At 64.1% G+C, this 14,907-nt stretch carries 16 protein-coding genes; 10 read left to right on the top strand and 6 right to left on the bottom strand.

Annotation, left to right across the window (positions count from 1 at the left end; genetic code table 11):
* Positions 1-33: 33 nt before the first annotated feature.
* Positions 34-1,482, top strand: coding sequence for an exodeoxyribonuclease I (sbcB, locus tag KT882_RS08505; RefSeq protein WP_161073235.1), 1,449 nt, complete (start codon positions 34-36; stop codon positions 1,480-1,482).
* A 44-nt stretch (positions 1,483-1,526) separates the two neighbouring features.
* On the opposite strand, the gene pyrF is transcribed toward sbcB, so the two are convergent.
* Positions 1,527-2,351 (bottom strand): orotidine-5'-phosphate decarboxylase, encoded by an 825-nt coding sequence (pyrF, locus tag KT882_RS08500; protein WP_161073236.1) that lies wholly within the window; start codon positions 2,349-2,351, stop codon positions 1,527-1,529.
* Between the two features lie 94 nt (positions 2,352-2,445).
* Here pyrF and KT882_RS08495 point away from each other — a divergent pair, with 94 nt between their 5' ends.
* Entirely contained in the window at positions 2,446-3,210 is a 765-nt protein-coding gene (locus KT882_RS08495) for an SDR family NAD(P)-dependent oxidoreductase (protein ID WP_161073237.1), read from the top strand.
* Positions 3,211-3,568: 358 nt separating this feature from the next.
* Entirely contained in the window at positions 3,569-3,964 is a 396-nt protein-coding gene (locus KT882_RS08490; RefSeq protein ID WP_161073238.1) for a VanZ family protein, read from the top strand.
* Here the strand turns inward: KT882_RS08490 and KT882_RS08485 are convergent.
* Positions 3,961-4,266 (bottom strand): hypothetical protein, encoded by a 306-nt coding sequence (locus KT882_RS08485; RefSeq protein WP_228895313.1) that lies wholly within the window; start codon positions 4,264-4,266, stop codon positions 3,961-3,963. The genes KT882_RS08490 and KT882_RS08485 overlap by 4 nt on opposite strands.
* 152 nt (positions 4,267-4,418) lie before the next feature.
* On the opposite strand from KT882_RS08485, the gene KT882_RS08480 reads away from it, so the two are divergent.
* On the top strand, positions 4,419-4,868 hold the full coding sequence (locus KT882_RS08480) for a hypothetical protein (protein WP_228895311.1): 450 nt from the start codon (positions 4,419-4,421) through the stop codon (positions 4,866-4,868).
* Between the two features lie 14 nt (positions 4,869-4,882).
* Here the strand turns inward: KT882_RS08480 and KT882_RS08475 are convergent, their stop codons facing one another.
* Both KT882_RS08475 and KT882_RS08470 read right to left on the bottom strand, forming a co-directional pair.
* Complete coding sequence (locus KT882_RS08475) at positions 4,883-5,797, bottom strand: TraB/GumN family protein (protein WP_228895309.1); 915 nt, start codon at positions 5,795-5,797, stop codon at positions 4,883-4,885.
* Between the two features lie 270 nt (positions 5,798-6,067).
* Positions 6,068-7,579, bottom strand: coding sequence for a dipeptidase (locus KT882_RS08470; protein WP_228895308.1), 1,512 nt, complete (start codon positions 7,577-7,579; stop codon positions 6,068-6,070).
* Positions 7,580-7,697: 118 nt separating this feature from the next.
* On the opposite strand from KT882_RS08470, the gene KT882_RS08465 reads away from it, so the two are divergent.
* The 4 genes from KT882_RS08465 to KT882_RS08450 all read left to right on the top strand — a co-directional run bounded on the left by KT882_RS08465 (position 7,698) and on the right by KT882_RS08450 (position 12,360).
* Positions 7,698-8,708 carry an LLM class flavin-dependent oxidoreductase gene (locus KT882_RS08465; protein WP_161073243.1) on the top strand — a complete coding sequence of 337 codons (1,011 nt, stop codon included), beginning with the start codon at positions 7,698-7,700 and terminating at the stop codon, positions 8,706-8,708.
* 72 nt (positions 8,709-8,780) lie between these two features.
* Complete coding sequence (locus tag KT882_RS08460) at positions 8,781-10,259, top strand: cytochrome B6 (protein WP_161073244.1); 1,479 nt, start codon at positions 8,781-8,783, stop codon at positions 10,257-10,259.
* A 191-nt stretch (positions 10,260-10,450) separates the two neighbouring features.
* Positions 10,451-11,620 (top strand): MFS transporter, encoded by a 1,170-nt coding sequence (locus KT882_RS08455; RefSeq protein WP_161073315.1) that lies wholly within the window; start codon positions 10,451-10,453, stop codon positions 11,618-11,620.
* Between the two features lie 98 nt (positions 11,621-11,718).
* On the top strand, positions 11,719-12,360 hold the full coding sequence (locus KT882_RS08450) for a hydrolase (protein WP_161073245.1): 642 nt from the start codon (positions 11,719-11,721) through the stop codon (positions 12,358-12,360).
* Between the two features lie 48 nt (positions 12,361-12,408).
* On the opposite strand, the gene KT882_RS08445 is transcribed toward KT882_RS08450, so the two are convergent.
* Positions 12,409-13,026 (bottom strand): RDD family protein, encoded by a 618-nt coding sequence (locus KT882_RS08445; RefSeq protein WP_161073246.1) that lies wholly within the window; start codon positions 13,024-13,026, stop codon positions 12,409-12,411.
* A 94-nt stretch (positions 13,027-13,120) separates the two neighbouring features.
* Between KT882_RS08445 and KT882_RS08440 the strand changes: the two genes are divergently transcribed.
* Together KT882_RS08440 and KT882_RS08435 are read left to right on the top strand one after the other, a co-directional pair.
* The gene (locus tag KT882_RS08440; RefSeq protein ID WP_187358745.1) at positions 13,121-13,453 is read left to right on the top strand and encodes a DUF4160 domain-containing protein; all 333 of its coding nucleotides are present in this window, start codon (positions 13,121-13,123) and stop codon (positions 13,451-13,453) included.
* Between the two features lie 11 nt (positions 13,454-13,464).
* Entirely contained in the window at positions 13,465-13,695 is a 231-nt protein-coding gene (locus KT882_RS08435; protein ID WP_161073247.1) for a DUF2442 domain-containing protein, read from the top strand.
* A gap of 22 nt (positions 13,696-13,717) precedes the next feature.
* Here KT882_RS08435 and KT882_RS08430 read toward each other — a convergent pair whose 3' ends face one another.
* On the bottom strand, positions 13,718-14,866 hold the full coding sequence (locus KT882_RS08430) for an acyltransferase family protein (protein ID WP_228895306.1): 1,149 nt from the start codon (positions 14,864-14,866) through the stop codon (positions 13,718-13,720).
* Positions 14,867-14,907: the final 41 nt, after the last annotated feature.

The following is a 14,907-nucleotide window of genomic DNA, read 5'->3' as shown; positions in this document are numbered from 1 at the left end:
TGTAGCCGCATCCCCAACAAATAAACCGAATCCATGAGCCAGCAAACTTTCCTTTGGCACGACTATGAAACCTTCGGCGCGCAGCCGCGCCGCGACCGGCCAGCCCAGTTTGCCGCCATCCGCACCGACGCGGACCTCAACGAGATAGGCGAGCCTATCATGCTGTACTGCCAGCCGGCGCCCGACTTCCTGCCCGACCCGCAGTCCTGCCTGATCACCGGCATTACGCCGCAGCAATGCCTGGAATGGGGCGTGCCCGAGCACAAGTTCGCCGCCACCATCGAGCAGGCGTTCTCCCAGCCGGGCACCATAGGCGTGGGCTACAACACCATCCGCTTCGATGACGAAGTGACACGCTTCCTGTTCTGGCGCAACCTGTACGACCCGTATGCGCGCGAGTGGCAGAACCAGTGCGGCCGCTGGGACCTGCTGGACGTGGTGCGCATGACGTATGCGCTGCGCCCGGAAGGCATAGAATGGCCGCTGCGCGAGGACGGCAAGCCCAGCTTCCGCCTGGAGCACCTGGCCGCCGCCAACGGCCTGCTGCACGAGTCCGCGCACGACGCGCTGTCCGACGTGCGCGCCACCATAGGCCTGGCGCGCCTGATCAAGCAGAAGCAGCCCAAGCTGTGGGACTTCTGCTTTGCGCTGCACAAGAAAGACCGCGTGGCCGACGAGATCGGCATGCATTTGCTGCCCCATCTGCGCCAGCCTTTCCTGCACGTGTCCGGCATGTTCCCTGCCGAGCGCGGCTGCATCGGCCTGGTGTGGCCGCTGGGCACGCATCCGACCAACAAGAACGAGATCATCGTCTGGGACTGCGCCTACGATCCAAGCGAGCTGTACGGCCTGGACGCGGACACGGTGCGCATGCGCATGTTTACGCGCAGCAGCGAGCTGCCGGAAGGCGTGACGCGCTTGCCGATCAAGAGCGTGCATCTGAACAAGTCGCCCATGCTGGTGTCCAACCTCAAGACCCTGTCGCCGGCGATGGCGGCGCGCTGGGGCATAGACGTTGAGCAGGCCAAGCGCCACGCGCAGACTGCGGCGGCCGGGCCGGACCTCGGCGCGCTGTGGGCGCAGGTCTACCACCGTCCCGGCGCGGCCGAGCAGACGGATGTGGATGAGGACTTGTATGGCGGTTTTGTCGGCAAGGAAGACCGCCGCCTGCTCGACGCCATGCGCAAGGAATCGCCGGCCAAGCTGGCCTTGATGACGCCGCCCTTCGACGACCCACGCCTGGGCGAACTGGTGTTCCGCTACCGCGCGCGCAACTTCCCGCAGACCTTGAGCGAGCAGGAAGCCGAGCACTGGGAAGCGCACCGCGCCGCGCGCCTGTTCGACGGCGCGGCGGGGGCAAGGACGGTGGAGCAGCTGTTTGGCGAAATCGACCAGCTGTCCGAGACGGCCGACGAGCGCGGCGAGGAGATTCTCGGCGCGCTTTACGACTATGCGGAGATGGTGGCGCCGCAGCGTTATTGACGGAGCTGGCGGGTTAGGCGCATCGCGCCGTAACCCGCCGATGCTCAGCCTGCGCGGTGCGCGTTGATCGCGTCGCGCGTTTCCAGCGCCACGCGGCGCGCGGCCATGGCGAAGTCTTCGCCCGGCTGCTGCGCCGCATACAGAATGGCGCGCGAGGAATTGATCATCATGCCCGCGCCATTGGCGGTGCGGCCCGACTTCACGGTCGCTTCCACATCCCCGCCCTGCGCGCCGACACCCGGCACCAGCAGCGGCATGTCGCCGATAATCGCGCGCACCTGCGCCAGTTCTTCAGGGAAGGTGGCGCCGACCACCAGCGCGCACTGGCCATTGCTGTTCCACTTTTCCGCCACCAGGCGCGCCACGTGCTGGTACAGCGGCTTGCCGTCCACGTTCAGGAACTGCAGGTCCGAACCGCCGGCGTTCGACGTGCGGCACAGGATGATGACGCCGCGGTCGGCCCATTCCATATACGGCTCCACCGAATCCGAACCCATGTAGGGGTTCACGGTGACGGCGTCCGCGCCGTAGCGGTCATACGCTTCACGCGCGTACTGGCGCGCGGTGGCGCCGATGTCGCCGCGCTTGGCGTCCAGTATCAGCGGAATGTGCGGGTAGTTCTCGCGCGCATAGGCGCAGATGTCTTCCAGCTGGCGCTCGGCGCTGAGGGCGGCGAAATAGGCGATCTGCGGCTTGAAGGAGCAGGCCAGGTCGGCCGTCGCGTCGATGATCTCTTTGCAGAAATTGAAAATGCCGTTCGGGTCTTGCTGGAACTGGGGCGGCAGCTTGGCCATATCCGGGTCCAGGCCGACGCACAGCAGGGAGTCGTTGGCCGTCCATGCGGCATTCAGCTTATTAATAAAATTCACGGCCACCCCTCTCATAAAATGCAAACCCACCATTATAACGCCGGCGTGGGTGAAGTAAAATTCGCTCCATAGCCATCAACCCCTGGATAACAATATGAAACTCTCGCAAAAAGTAGCCATCGTCACCGGCGCAACCCAGGGCATCGGCCTCGCCTGCGCGCAGCGCCTGATCGCCGAAGGCGCCAAGGTCATGCTGGTGGACATCAAGCCGGAAGGCGCGCAAGCGGCTGAAACGCTGGGCGACCAGGCCCGCTTCTGCACCGCCGATGTGAGCCAGAAAGCCGACGTGGACGCCCTGGTCGCGGAAACCCTGGCGGCGTTCGGCCGCATCGATATCCTGATCAACAATGCCGGCGTGACCCACAAGGCCGATTTCCTCGACATTACCGAGGACGATTTCGACCGCGTCATGCGCATCAACCTGAAATCCATGTTCCTGTGCAGCCAGGCCGTGGCGCGCGAGATGGTCAAGCAGAAGAGCGGCTGCATCATCAATATGTCCAGCGTCAATTCCGAACTGGCGATACCGGACCAGGTGCCTTACGTGGTGTCCAAGGGCGGCATCAACCAGCTGACCAAGGTGATGGCGCTGAACCTGGCCCAGCACGGCATCCGCGTGAACGGCATCGGCCCCGGCACCATCCTGACCGAACTGGCCAAGAAAGCCGTGCTGGGCAGCCCGGAGGCGCGCCACACCATCCTGTCGCGCACGCCGATCGGCCGCTGCGGCGAGCCGGAGGAAGTGGCGTCCATCGCCGCCTTCCTGGCCAGCGACGACGCCTCCTACATGACGGGCCAGACCCTGTTCGTGGACGGCGGCCGCATGGCGCTGAACTACACGGTGCCGGTCAAGGATTGAGTTATATTGAAAAATTATGACTGATATGAAAAATGAAAATTAGACATATATGCTGTAGCGCAGCATAATTACACCTGTCTCCACTATTCTCCTCCAAGATAATAGTTTGAAGCCCGCTTTAACCAGCGGGCTTTTTTTTGCCCGTCTCTTGAGATTTGTCATGACGGCGTCATATGGGGTAGGTAAAGTTGCTTCATCTGCTGCACATGCAACCGATATGCGTGGCAAGCAGTAAGGTGCGCCTCGAGCGCACCACCCGAATTCTGTACGTGCGATCTCTGCTCTCTTGACCCGAATGGGTTTTTCCAGCCCGCTTTAACCAGCGGGTATTTTTTTGCCCGCGTGCTATCCTTGCGCTATGCGTTCCCTACTTCAGCAAGTCGTCCTGACGTCCTCCCACGCCCAGCTGCGCTACCGCGCGGCGCTGGCCCTTTACCTGATGATACTGGTGCTCGGTTCGATTCCCGGCGCCCGTAGCGACATCGGCACGGTCGCGTCCGGCCTGGTGCTGCACTCCTGCGCCTACGCCGGGCTGACCTTTTTGCTATTTACCGGCAGCACGGGCAGCGCCGCTTTGCGGGCCGTCAAGTCGGTAGCCACCATCATGGCCATGGGCGCTCTCGATGAGCTGGTGCAGAGCTTCCTGCCCTACCGCCATGGCGCCATATCGGACTGGGCGGTGGACACAGCCTCCGCCATCATCACGGCCAGCGTGCTGTGGCTGCTGTGGAGCCGCCGCCCGGCCGCTGCCTAAGAGGTCTCGTCTTTTCCTTCCGGATACTGCTGGCCGAATTCCAGCTCCCGCTGCCGGCTTTTCACATCCATGCCGATCTTGCGCAGGATGGCCCGCGTCTGCCGCTTGCGGCTGGCGCAGGCCAGGCTGCCGCTGGCTTTTTCCGCGTCCATCCGCATTTCCAGCAACTGCTCGGCTTTCGCCAGGCGCACCAGTCCATGCAATGCTTGCGCCAATACATAGTTTTGGCGCTTGTCTGAGTGCAGCCCGCAGGTAGCCGCCGTCAAATCTTCGATTACCTTGTCCGTCCTGCGTTTGAACATAGCCATTCCCTATGAGTTTCTGACACGCAATTATGGCCATGTATTTCGGGTAATCGTTTGATGCGCATCAAGGAGTGGCGTTTGAGGAGGAACGACTGCTGCCGGCCGCGATCCAAGCTATTCGAGCGGACGCTCGTATAACGGAGACCATCATGAACATAAAACATACTTTACTGGCTTGCGCGCTAATGGCGCTGGCAGGCTGCGCTTCGGACAGCCAGTGGCAGGGGAACGGGGGTACCAGTAGCACCAGCAACACCGGCAGCCAGGCCACGAGCAGTACCAGCAGTACTAGCAGCATGGCCGGCACTGCCGGGGCCAGCACCAGTCCAGGCATGCAAAGCACCGGCAGCGGCAGCGGCGTGGTGCAGTCTATCGACCAGATAACGCGGCAGGACGCCATGGCTATGGGCATGTCGATGGGCATGGCCAGCGGCGCCGCAGCGGCCGGCGGTACCATGGGTTCGCCCATGGACAAGGTCTACCGCATCACTGTGCGCATGGACGACGGCACCACGCAAACCGTGATGGCGGAAAGCATGCCGAGCTACAAAAACGGCGACCGCGTGCGCTACGCAAACGGCAGCGTCACGCGCGAATAGCCCGTAGGGCCGGCCTAGTAAATCTGTTCGACCTGGTAGCCGCGCTGGCGCAGCAGCTCGGGCACGCCCTGCTCGCCCAGCAAATGCAGCAGGCCGACGCCAACGAAGGCAGTCCGGTCCGCCTTCATGATGTTTTCGATCGAGGCAGCCATCTCGGGATTGCGCTTGCCCAGCAGGGTGCGTTCCATAAAGGCGGCGGACACGCTGCCGCCGCTCACCATCGATTGCCAGGCCGCGTTGATGCCTGGCGCATCCGCGCGGCTCCAGGCGTCGATCAGGCTGGAGGTCTTTTTCAGCGCCGCGCCGCTGGCCAGCTCGGCCAGGTTCTCACGCAGATAGGTTTCCTGCTGCGCGTCGTCCATGCTGGCAAACAGGCCCAGTTGATAATCCGCGCTCTCCAGCTCGCGCAGCGGCTTGCTTTGCTGCGCGGCGGCTTTCAGCAGGAACTGCTCCACGCCCTGGCTGCGCACATAGCCGTTGCGCTCGATTTCCGCGCCGACCAGCAAATTGGCCAGCAGCCACGGCCGGTACTGCTCCAGCTTGTCCAGCGACATGCCGGCGCGGCTCAGCGCCTGCTCCAGCAGCGCCAGCGTCTCACCCGACAGGTGCTTGCGGATGCTGTCGCCCTTGGGATAGCTGCCGTGGGCCGCCAGCGCCTGCTGGAATGGCTCGCTGGCGCGCACGTCCAGTTCCAGCACCAGCGCATTGGAATCGGCCAGCGCGCGCGTCACCTGCGGCTCCAGCGGGAAGAAGGTCTGCTTGCCCGCGTGCACGGTGCCGAACAGATAGCTGGTGCGGCCATCGTGCTGCACCTTGAACAGGGCGCCACGGCGCGGTGCATCCTCGACGGACGCGGCAATGGCGCCCACCGCCGGCGAGTGCGTGCTCATGTCCAGGGTGGCGCTCAGCGCAGGCTGGCAAACCGCCAACAGCAATGCACAAACTGACAATAATTTACGTCGCATGCAAAATCCCCTGCCGCTGATCGTTGACGATCCGGCATTGCAAATGATGATGTTGAAAAGATGAGGTTTCGGTAACGGCCGGCGTGAAAGTAAGCCTTATTGCTGCTGATGGTAAGGCTTATTTTTCCGCAAGGGAATACCTACTGCCACGTAGCCGCAAAATAAAACGCGGCGCGCCAACAAAGGCGCGCCGCGTCGATAACAAGGTGATACCAAACTGCGGAGTTTGCGGGTTTAACGTGCCAGTTCGACCAGCACAGCGGTGTACATCTGCAGGTTCAGCATCAACTGTTTGGTGGTGATGAACTCGTGCTCGGAATGGCCGGTGTATGGCGTGCCCGGCATGGCGGGACCGAAGGCCACCGCTTTGGGGAACAGACGCGAGTTGGTGCCGCCGCCTATCGATGTCGGTTTGGCATTCTGGATGCCGGTGTAATGCGAGAACACGTCCAGCAGCACCGGCACTTGCGGCGCGTCCCCCTGCACCCACGGCTCGCCGATCTGCATGGCGATGCTGGCCTGCTGCACATGCGTGCGCTTCCACTCGTCAAACGCCTGCTGGAACTCGGCCTGCAGCTGCGCCGTGGCCTTGCCGCGCGGGCGGCGCAGATTGATGTTCAGCTCGATGCCGCCGTCTTTCTGCTTGAGCACGGTTGGCGCCACCGTCATCGGCCCCATGAAATCGTCCCGGTAGGCGGCCTTGCCGAAGCGTTCGCCGTAGATGCCGGTGCCGACCAGGTCGTTCAGCATGGTCACCATGCCGGCCGCGGCCGTGGCCTTCCACGGCTGCACCTTGAGCGCGTCGGCCAGCATGCTGATGGCGTTGACGCCGTCTTCCGGCTTGGACGAGTGCGCGGACAGGCCCAGCGCGGTAATCTTAAGCTCGCGGCCCTGCCAGGCGTACTGGTAGCGCATGCCCTTCTGCCTGGCGGCCCGCGCGCGGATCTGCTTCTCCAGCGCGGGCGTGGCGTTGGCGATCACGGCGCTGGCGTCTTCCGGAATCTGGCTGCCGAAGAAGCCGCCCGCGAATTCGCGCAGCAGCGGCCCCTTGCCAGCCGCAGCAGGGACAGGCAGCGCAGGCATGGTTACTTTCACCATGCCCCAGCCCTTCTCGGCCGTCACCACCGGATATTCCGCGTCCAGCGTGATGTTCATCTGCGGCGGCACGTGGTCTTTCAGGAAAGCCTCCAGCGGCGCCCAGTCCGACTCCTCGGCCATGTAGACATACAGTTCCAGGCGCTTCTTGAGCGCCACCTTCTGGTCCTTGATCGCCTTCATCGCATACATGGCGGTGGCGATCGGGCCTTTGTCGTCCTCGGCGCCGCGCGCGATCAGGCGGCCCGGCTCGCTGGTGCTGTCCAGCTCGAACGGCGACTTGGCCCATTTGGCCGGGTTCACCGGCTGCACGTCGCCGTGCGTGATAATGCCGACCCGGTCCGCGCTCTCGCCGAGGCCGATCACCACCACGTAGCCGTGATCCTTGTAGTCCAGGCCCAGGCGCGCGGCCTCTTCCTTGAGCAGCTGCTTGAAGCCCAGGTGAGCGGGATTCTTGTCGGCCGTGATGGCCGGATCGGCGACCGTGTTATAGCTGACCATGGCGGCCAGCGCGGCGGTCATCTGCTGCGGATAAGTGTCCAGCGCGTAGCGGGCGGTGGCCGTGGCGGCGTCGCTCAAGGAGGCGGCCTGCACGGCCGGTTGGAACGCGGCCTGCACGAGCAGCGCCGTCATGGTAAGTTTCTTCAGCATTGTGTCCCGTCTTTGATGTTGGTGTGGATACCTTTAGTGTTTTGCAAGTGTAGCGGAAAGGCCATGCGCGCGTCAGGGCCTTCATTGAAACCCAGCCAGGCGTCGCCATATCCCAGCCATGATTCCATTTTCCATACTCGACCTCTCCCCCATCGCGCTAGGCAGCGATGCGTCCACTTCGCTGCGCAACACGCTGGACCTGGCGCAGCACGGCGAACGCTGGGGCTATAACCGCTACTGGCTGGCGGAACACCACGGCATGCCCGGCATTGCCAGCGCCGCCACTTCGGTGGTGATGGCGCACGTGGCCGGCGGCACCAAGACCATACGCGTGGGCGCGGGCGGCATCATGCTGCCCAACCACTCGCCGCTGGTGATCGCCGAGCAGTTCGGCACGCTGGAGGCGCTGCATCCGGGCCGCATCGACCTGGGCCTGGGCCGCGCGCCCGGCTCCGACCAGACCACCGCCCGCGCCTTGCGCCGCAACCTGGCGTCGGATTCGGACGAGTTCCCGCAGGACGTGCTGGAGCTGCAGGACTATATGTCGGACTCGCCGCGCCAGCACGTGCTGGCCGTGCCCGGCAAGGGCGCCAAGGTGCCGCTGTGGATACTGGGTTCCAGCCTGTTCGGCGCGCAGCTGGCGGCGCACCTCGGCCTGCCGTATGCGTTCGCCTCGCACTTCGCGCCGCAGCAGATGATGCAGGCGGTGGCGCTGTACCGCGCCAACTTCAAGCCGTCCGCGCAGCTCGCCCAGCCTTATGTGATGCTGGGCTTCAATGTGTTTGCGGCCGACACCGACGAGGAAGCGCAGCTGCTCGCCACGTCCATGCAGCAGGCCTTCGTCAACTTGCGCACCGGCCGCCCGTCGCAGCTGCCGCCGCCCATGGCCAACTACCGCGGCACGCTGGGCCAGCAGGAAAACGCCATGCTCGACTCGGTGCTGTCCTGCTCGGCGATCGGTTCGCCGGACACCGTGGCCAGCCAGCTGCAGGCCTTCATCAACAGCACCCGGCCGGACGAGCTGATGATCACCTCGCAAATCTTCGAGCACGCCAAGCGCCTGCATTCCTACGACATCACGGCCGGCATCCGGCAGCGGCTTGAGCCAGCGCAAACGCACCGGCCTTAGGCATTGATGTAGCTCTCCTGCCTGCTTAACTGGAATGGGGCGAATTGCCCGGCCACGCAGCAGGAGAGCACCATGAAAACCACATCCGCCATCCCACTGGCAATTGCCCTGCGTCTCGCTGCGCTGGCAGCGGCGGCCGCCATTGCCGGCGTGTGCTTCGCCGTGACGGCCGCGCCGCCCGGCGAAGCGGGCGCGCAGCAAGCGCAGCAAGCGCAGCAGCCTGCGCCTGCGGCCGGCGCCGGCGAGCATCCCACCAGCTACATGAAGGTGGACATCACCGAGGATTTCAACACCACGCTGGCCCGCATGCGCGCCGCGCGCGCCGGGCTGATGCAGCGCCAGCGCGAACTGCTGGCGCAGCGCTACGACCTGGCCAACCGTCCCAGCGGGGCCACCATGTTCCGTGGCAAGCCGGTGCAAGGCGGCGTGCGCGTCAAGCTGCCTGCGGGCGCCAGCTGGCAGCGGCTGGCCGAGCTTGATCCCGCCGAGATCCGCGCGCGCGACCTGTTCCCGGCCGGCTTCCTGCCGCTGCCGCATCCCAACCACGCGGAAGGCGGCATGCTGTTCCCGCAGTTCCACATCGACGAGATCAAGCGCCAGGAGCAGCGCGATCTGGGCCGCTTCGACCTCGATTTCGACCTGCCCGACCACTTCCTGCCCGAGTTCCCGGCGCCCATCTTCCTCACCACCCGCAGCGACCTGGGCGACGTCTCCGGCGGCAAGCTGCTCACCATCGACAACTTCCACGCCATGTTCAACGGCCTGCTCAATCCCAAGCAGCTGGAAGGCCTGCGCCTGCTGCTCACGCCCTTCCCGCAGCAGCAGTTCAACCAGACCGAGGACCGCCGCTCCGAGCGGCCCAGCCGGGGCGTGGCCTGCCTGGACTGCCACTCCAACGGCCACAGCAACGCCTCCACCCATCTGGTGGGCGACATGCGCCCGCAGATCTTCCGCCACCGCATCGACACGCCCACGCTGCGCGGCCTCAACGTGCAGCGCCTGTTCGGCTCGCAGCGCGCCCTGAAAACGGTGGAGGATTTCACCGAATTCGAGCAGCGCGCCGCCTACTTCGACGGCGATCCGGTCATCGCCACCAAGAAAGGCGTCAACCCGCTCGAGCGCGGCAGCCAGGTGCACTTCATGGCCGAGTTCCAGGCCCTGCTCGACTTCCCGCCCGCGCCCAAGCTCGGCATCGACGGCAAGCTCGATCCGCGCAAGGCCAGCGAAGCCGAGCTGCGCGGCCAGGCGCTGTTCTTCGGCAAGGCCCAGTGCGCCAGCTGCCACGCCGCGCCCTACTACACCGACAACTTGATGCACAACCTGAAAGCCGAGCGCTTCTACAAGCCGCGCATGATCAACGGCATGATGGCCACCGCAGACGGCCCCATCAAGACCTTCCCGCTGCGCGGCATCAAGGAATCCCCGCCCTACCTGCACGACGGCCGCCTGCTGACGCTGGAAGACACGGTGGAGTTCTTCAACCTCATCCTTGAAACCAAGCTCAGCGACAAAGAAAAATCCGACCTGACCGCCTTCCTGCGCACCTTGTAGCGCCGTATATCCCCCCGCCGCATATACCTCCTATATCGGCGGGCGCCTGCACGAATCGGGATTCCCCACTACAATGACTGTCCCGCTGTGCCCGCCTATCAATGAGCAGGGCGCTGGCACTTGTCGTTCGCCCCCAGGAGTCCCAGTTGACCACCCACCAAACCACAGCCATGCCCGGGATTTCCCCCGGCATGGTGCTGCTGCTGGCCACCGCCACCGGCCTCATCGTCGCCAACCTGTATTACGCGCAGCCGCTTGTCGGCCCCATCAGCCGCGCCACCGGCCTGTCGGCCGGCGCGGCCGGGCTCATCGTCACGCTGACGCAGATTGGCTACTGCCTCGGCATGATCTTCATCGTGCCGCTGGGCGACCTGATGGAGAACCGGCGCCTGATCGTCACCTGCCTGGCCGCCACCTCGCTGGCGCTGCTGACGGCCGCCAGCACCAGCAACGCCGCCCTGTTCCTGGCCGCCGCGCTGTGCATAGGCTTGGGCTCGGTGGCCGCGCAGGTCGTGGTGCCCTTCGCCTCCCACCTGGCGCCGCCGCACACGCGCGGCCAGACCGTGGGCAAGGTGGTGTCCGGCCTGCTGATGGGCATTATGCTGGCGCGCCCCGTGTCCAGCCTGGTCACGGACGCCTTCAACTGGCACGCCATCTTCGTGCTGTCGGCGATAGGCACGGCCTTGCTGGCACTGCTGCTGCACCGCAAGCTGCCGCAGCGCCAGCCCGTCGCCACCATGCCCTACGGCGCCCTGCTGGGCTCGATGTGGCGCCTGCTGGCAACCACGCCCATCCTGCGCCGCCGCGCGGCCTACCAGGCCTGCATGTTCGGCGCCTTCAGCCTGTTCTGGACCACCGTGCCGCTGGTGCTGGCCACGCCCTATTTCAATCTGTCGCAGACCGGCATCGCCATCTTCGCGCTGGCCGGCGTGGCGGGCGCCATCGCCTCGCCCTTCGCCGGCCGCCGCGCCGACCAGGGCAAGAGCCGCTCCACCACCGGCATGGCGCTGGCCGCCGCGCTGATCGCCTTCGGCGCGCCGCTGCTGCTGCAGGGCGGCCGCGTGTTCGACCTGGGCTTGCTGGTGGCCGCCTCCATCGTGCTGGACGCGGGCGTGTCCGCCAGCCTGGTCACCGGACAGCGCGCCATCTTCGCGCTGGGCGAGGACGTGCGCAGCCGCCTCAACGGCTTGTACATGGCGGTGTTTTTCTGCGGCGGCGCCATCGGTTCCTCGCTGGGCGCCTGGATGTATGCGCACCACGGCTGGCACGGCGTGCTGCTGACCGGACTGGCCTTCCCGCTGATCGCCACGCTGGTCTACGCAACCGAATTCATGGGCAGGAAACACGCCGCTCTCTCCTAAGCAAGAGCGGGGGCAGTCCTTATAGCAGACGTACAAATAAGGCAAAGCTGGCAAAGTGTGAACATACTTTGCCACCCCCTCTTTTCATGGAGAACACAATGTCCTACAACACCCTGCTGAACCCGCAAGACTGCGTCCTGGCGCTGATCGACCACCAGCCGCAAATGCTGTTTGGCACCATGTCGCACGAGCGCACCGCCCTGCTGCACAACGCGCAGATCCTGGCCAAGACCGCCAAGCTGTTCGGCGTGCCGACCATCCTCACCACCATCGCCTCCGAGACCTTCAGCGGCCACCTGATTCCGGAAATCCAGTCCGTGTTCCCGGACCAGAAGCCCATCGACCGTACCTCGATGAACTCGTGGGAAGACGAGGGCTTCAAGGCAGCGATCAAGGCCACCGGCCGCAAGCGCGTCATCATCGCCGGCCTGTGGACCGAGGTGTGCGTGACCTTCCCTACGCTGCAGATGCTGGCCGAAGGCTATGAGATTTTCGTGCCGACCGACGCTTGCGGCGACACCACCGTGGAAGCGCACGAGCGCGCCGTACAGCGCATGGTGCAGGCCGGCGCCACGCCGACCAACTCGCTGCAATGGATGTGCGAACTGCAGCGCGACTGGGCGCGCGGCGAGACCTACGACGGCTGCATGGACATCTTCAAGGCCCACTCGGCCTACGGCATCGGCGTCCGCTACGCCAAGCAGATCCTGGGCGAGCACGCCAACGAAGGCGGCAAGTAATAAGCCGGCGGGTTACGCGGGCAAGGCCCGCTAACCCGCCCTGCGCGATCACTGTGCGCTTGCAGGGTTGCGCAGCACCACCGTGCCGGCCATGTAGTCGTGCACGGCGCGGCGGCGCTTGTTGAACAGCATGGTGATGAACTCGCCCCAGATCCAGATCTGCAAGGCCGTGTTCACGGGCGGGTACCACAGCGGCGCCTGCTCCACCAGCGCGGTGTTCATGCCCATGAAGCCGAGCGACAAGTACAAATCATCCCCCATCGCCAGCGCGGCCATCGCCAGCGCCACCGACGCCAGCGCGCTCAGCGCAAACATCACCGAATAGCGCAGCATGGCCGCCTTGCCGGTCACCGCAGCGCCGTCCACCATCGCCACGCGGATCTTCATCATCAGTTTGCCCGGCGTGCCGCCGTAGCGCTTCAGCAGGTAGACGTTGAACCACAGGCCGAACAGCAAGCCCGGCACCAGCCACAGCGCATGGAAATAGCGCGTCTTGGTGCTGAGGAAGAGCACGATGCCGGTCAGCGGCAGCAAGCACAGCGCATCCAGCCAGAACGCGCCAAAGCGTCGCCAGAAGCCCGCGTACTGCAGCTCGCCCGAAGCCGGGCCGGCATCGGTTCCATCAAAAACAGTTTGCGGAGTTTGGTAGGGATTGGTGCTTTCCATGAGAACGGGCGCCTGAAATTAAAGAATAAATATTATCGTCTGAATATTTCATTCTGACAACTATGGCAAGGCGCCCCACCAAAACAACTGATCTATGACGCAGAGCAAGGCCCCAGCTGACACTGAGCCGGAAAATGGAGAATCTATCCAAGGAGGCTGCGTGCCCACTATCTCCAAATTTTGCGGGATGATTATTCGCATGTATTTTCTGGACACCAAGCATCACAATGAACCGCACATTCACGTTCAGCATCAGGAGAAACATAGTGTCATCCTGATTCCATCAGGTCGCTTAATCGATGGAAAACTCGAAACAAAGCGCCTCGGCCAGCTTCAAAAATGGATTAAACTTCATGAACAGGAATTGATGAAGAATTGGACCCACGCCGTGAAAGGCGAACAGATCTTTCCAATAGCACCTCTGTAAGGTAGGTATCCATGCTGCCAGCCATTGTCGCCGTCGCACCATTGCCGAACTATCGTTTGTCGCTGAAATTTGCAAATGGCGAAAGCAAGACCTTCGATATGCAGGCTTACCTGGATTACGCCGTTTATCGCCCGCTGTTGGATAAACAGCTATTTGCCCATGTCTACATTGAAGGCGGCACCGTAGCGTGGTCGGACGCTATCGATATGGCGCCGGAGACCCTGTATCTGGAATCCAGATAGCCGCACCAGCGGCCTCGCTCCATCACACTTTCACGAACCAGCGCTTGCGCCACATGAGCCAGGCCACGCCGAACATGACGGCGTTGAACAGCAGCGCGTGCAGCAGCGAGGCCGCTTGCGGCTGCAAGGGCAGCGCCTTGATGGGCGCGTACAGCAGGGCGCCCAGCGAGCGCTGCGTGCCGTCTTCCTGCGCGAACTTGATGAAGCCCAGCATTTTGGCCACCAGGCCGGACAAGGCGAAAATGAACAGCGCGTTCATGCCGTAGATGATGAAGAACGCCGATCCGCTTTGCGCCTTCGCGCGCAGCCACCGCGAGGGGTTGGCGTCCAGCAGCCAGTAGAATACCGAGAACATCAGCAGCGCCCAGCCGCTGATGAACAGGCAATAGGAAGTGGTCCACAAGCTCTTGTTGATCGGCATGAGCACCACGTCCAGCATGGCGCCCGCCAGCAGCAGCGCCAGGCCGGCCAGCATCATCCACGCGGTCTGCTCGCTGCGTTCGCGACCGGACATCAGCCAGCGCCCGGCCAGCACGCCGATCAGCTGGCTGCACAGCGCGGGGATGGTGGTGAACAGCCCTTCCGGGTCCCAGGTTTTCGATTGCACCCACATATGGCCGCTCAGGAACTGGCGGTCCAGCCAGGCGCCGAAGTCGCGGCCCGGCTCCAGCACGCCGGCCGCCACCACGCCGTTCACGTCCGGCACCGGGACCAGCAGCATCACCGCGCTGTAGAACGCCAGCAGGCCGGCTATCCACCAGATGATTTGCCGCCAGTTGAAGTAGACCACCAGCGGCGCCGCCAGCATGGTGCACAGCGCGATCCGCTGCAGCACGCCGGGAATGCGCACGCTGGCCAGGTCGAAGCGCGGAATGTAGTTGAGCAGAAAGCCGATCAGGAAAATCAGCAGCGCGCGCTTGAACAGCTTGCGCAGCAAGGCGCCCTTGTCCGCGCCCGCGTCGGCCGCGCGGCCCAGCGAGAACGCCATCGAGATGCCGCCGATGAACAGGAAGAAGGGGAAGATCCAGTCGGTGAAGGTCCAGCCGTTCCAGTGCGCGTGCGCGAGCTGGGAATACAGATTGCTCCAGTCGCCGGGATTATTCACCAGCAGCATGCTGGCGATGGTGAAGCCGCGGAAAGCGTCAAGTGAGGTCAGGCGGGTTGATGTCATGTGCTGTCTGTCGTCGCAAAAGAAAAGCCGCCCGGAGGCGG

This window comes from Pseudoduganella aquatica (assembly GCF_020865585.1).
In the GTDB taxonomy this organism is placed as follows: Bacteria; Pseudomonadota; Gammaproteobacteria; order Burkholderiales; family Burkholderiaceae_D; genus Rugamonas; species Rugamonas aquatica_A.
Note: the sequence above shows the minus strand (reverse complement) of the source record. Positions and strands in the feature narration are given on the sequence as shown.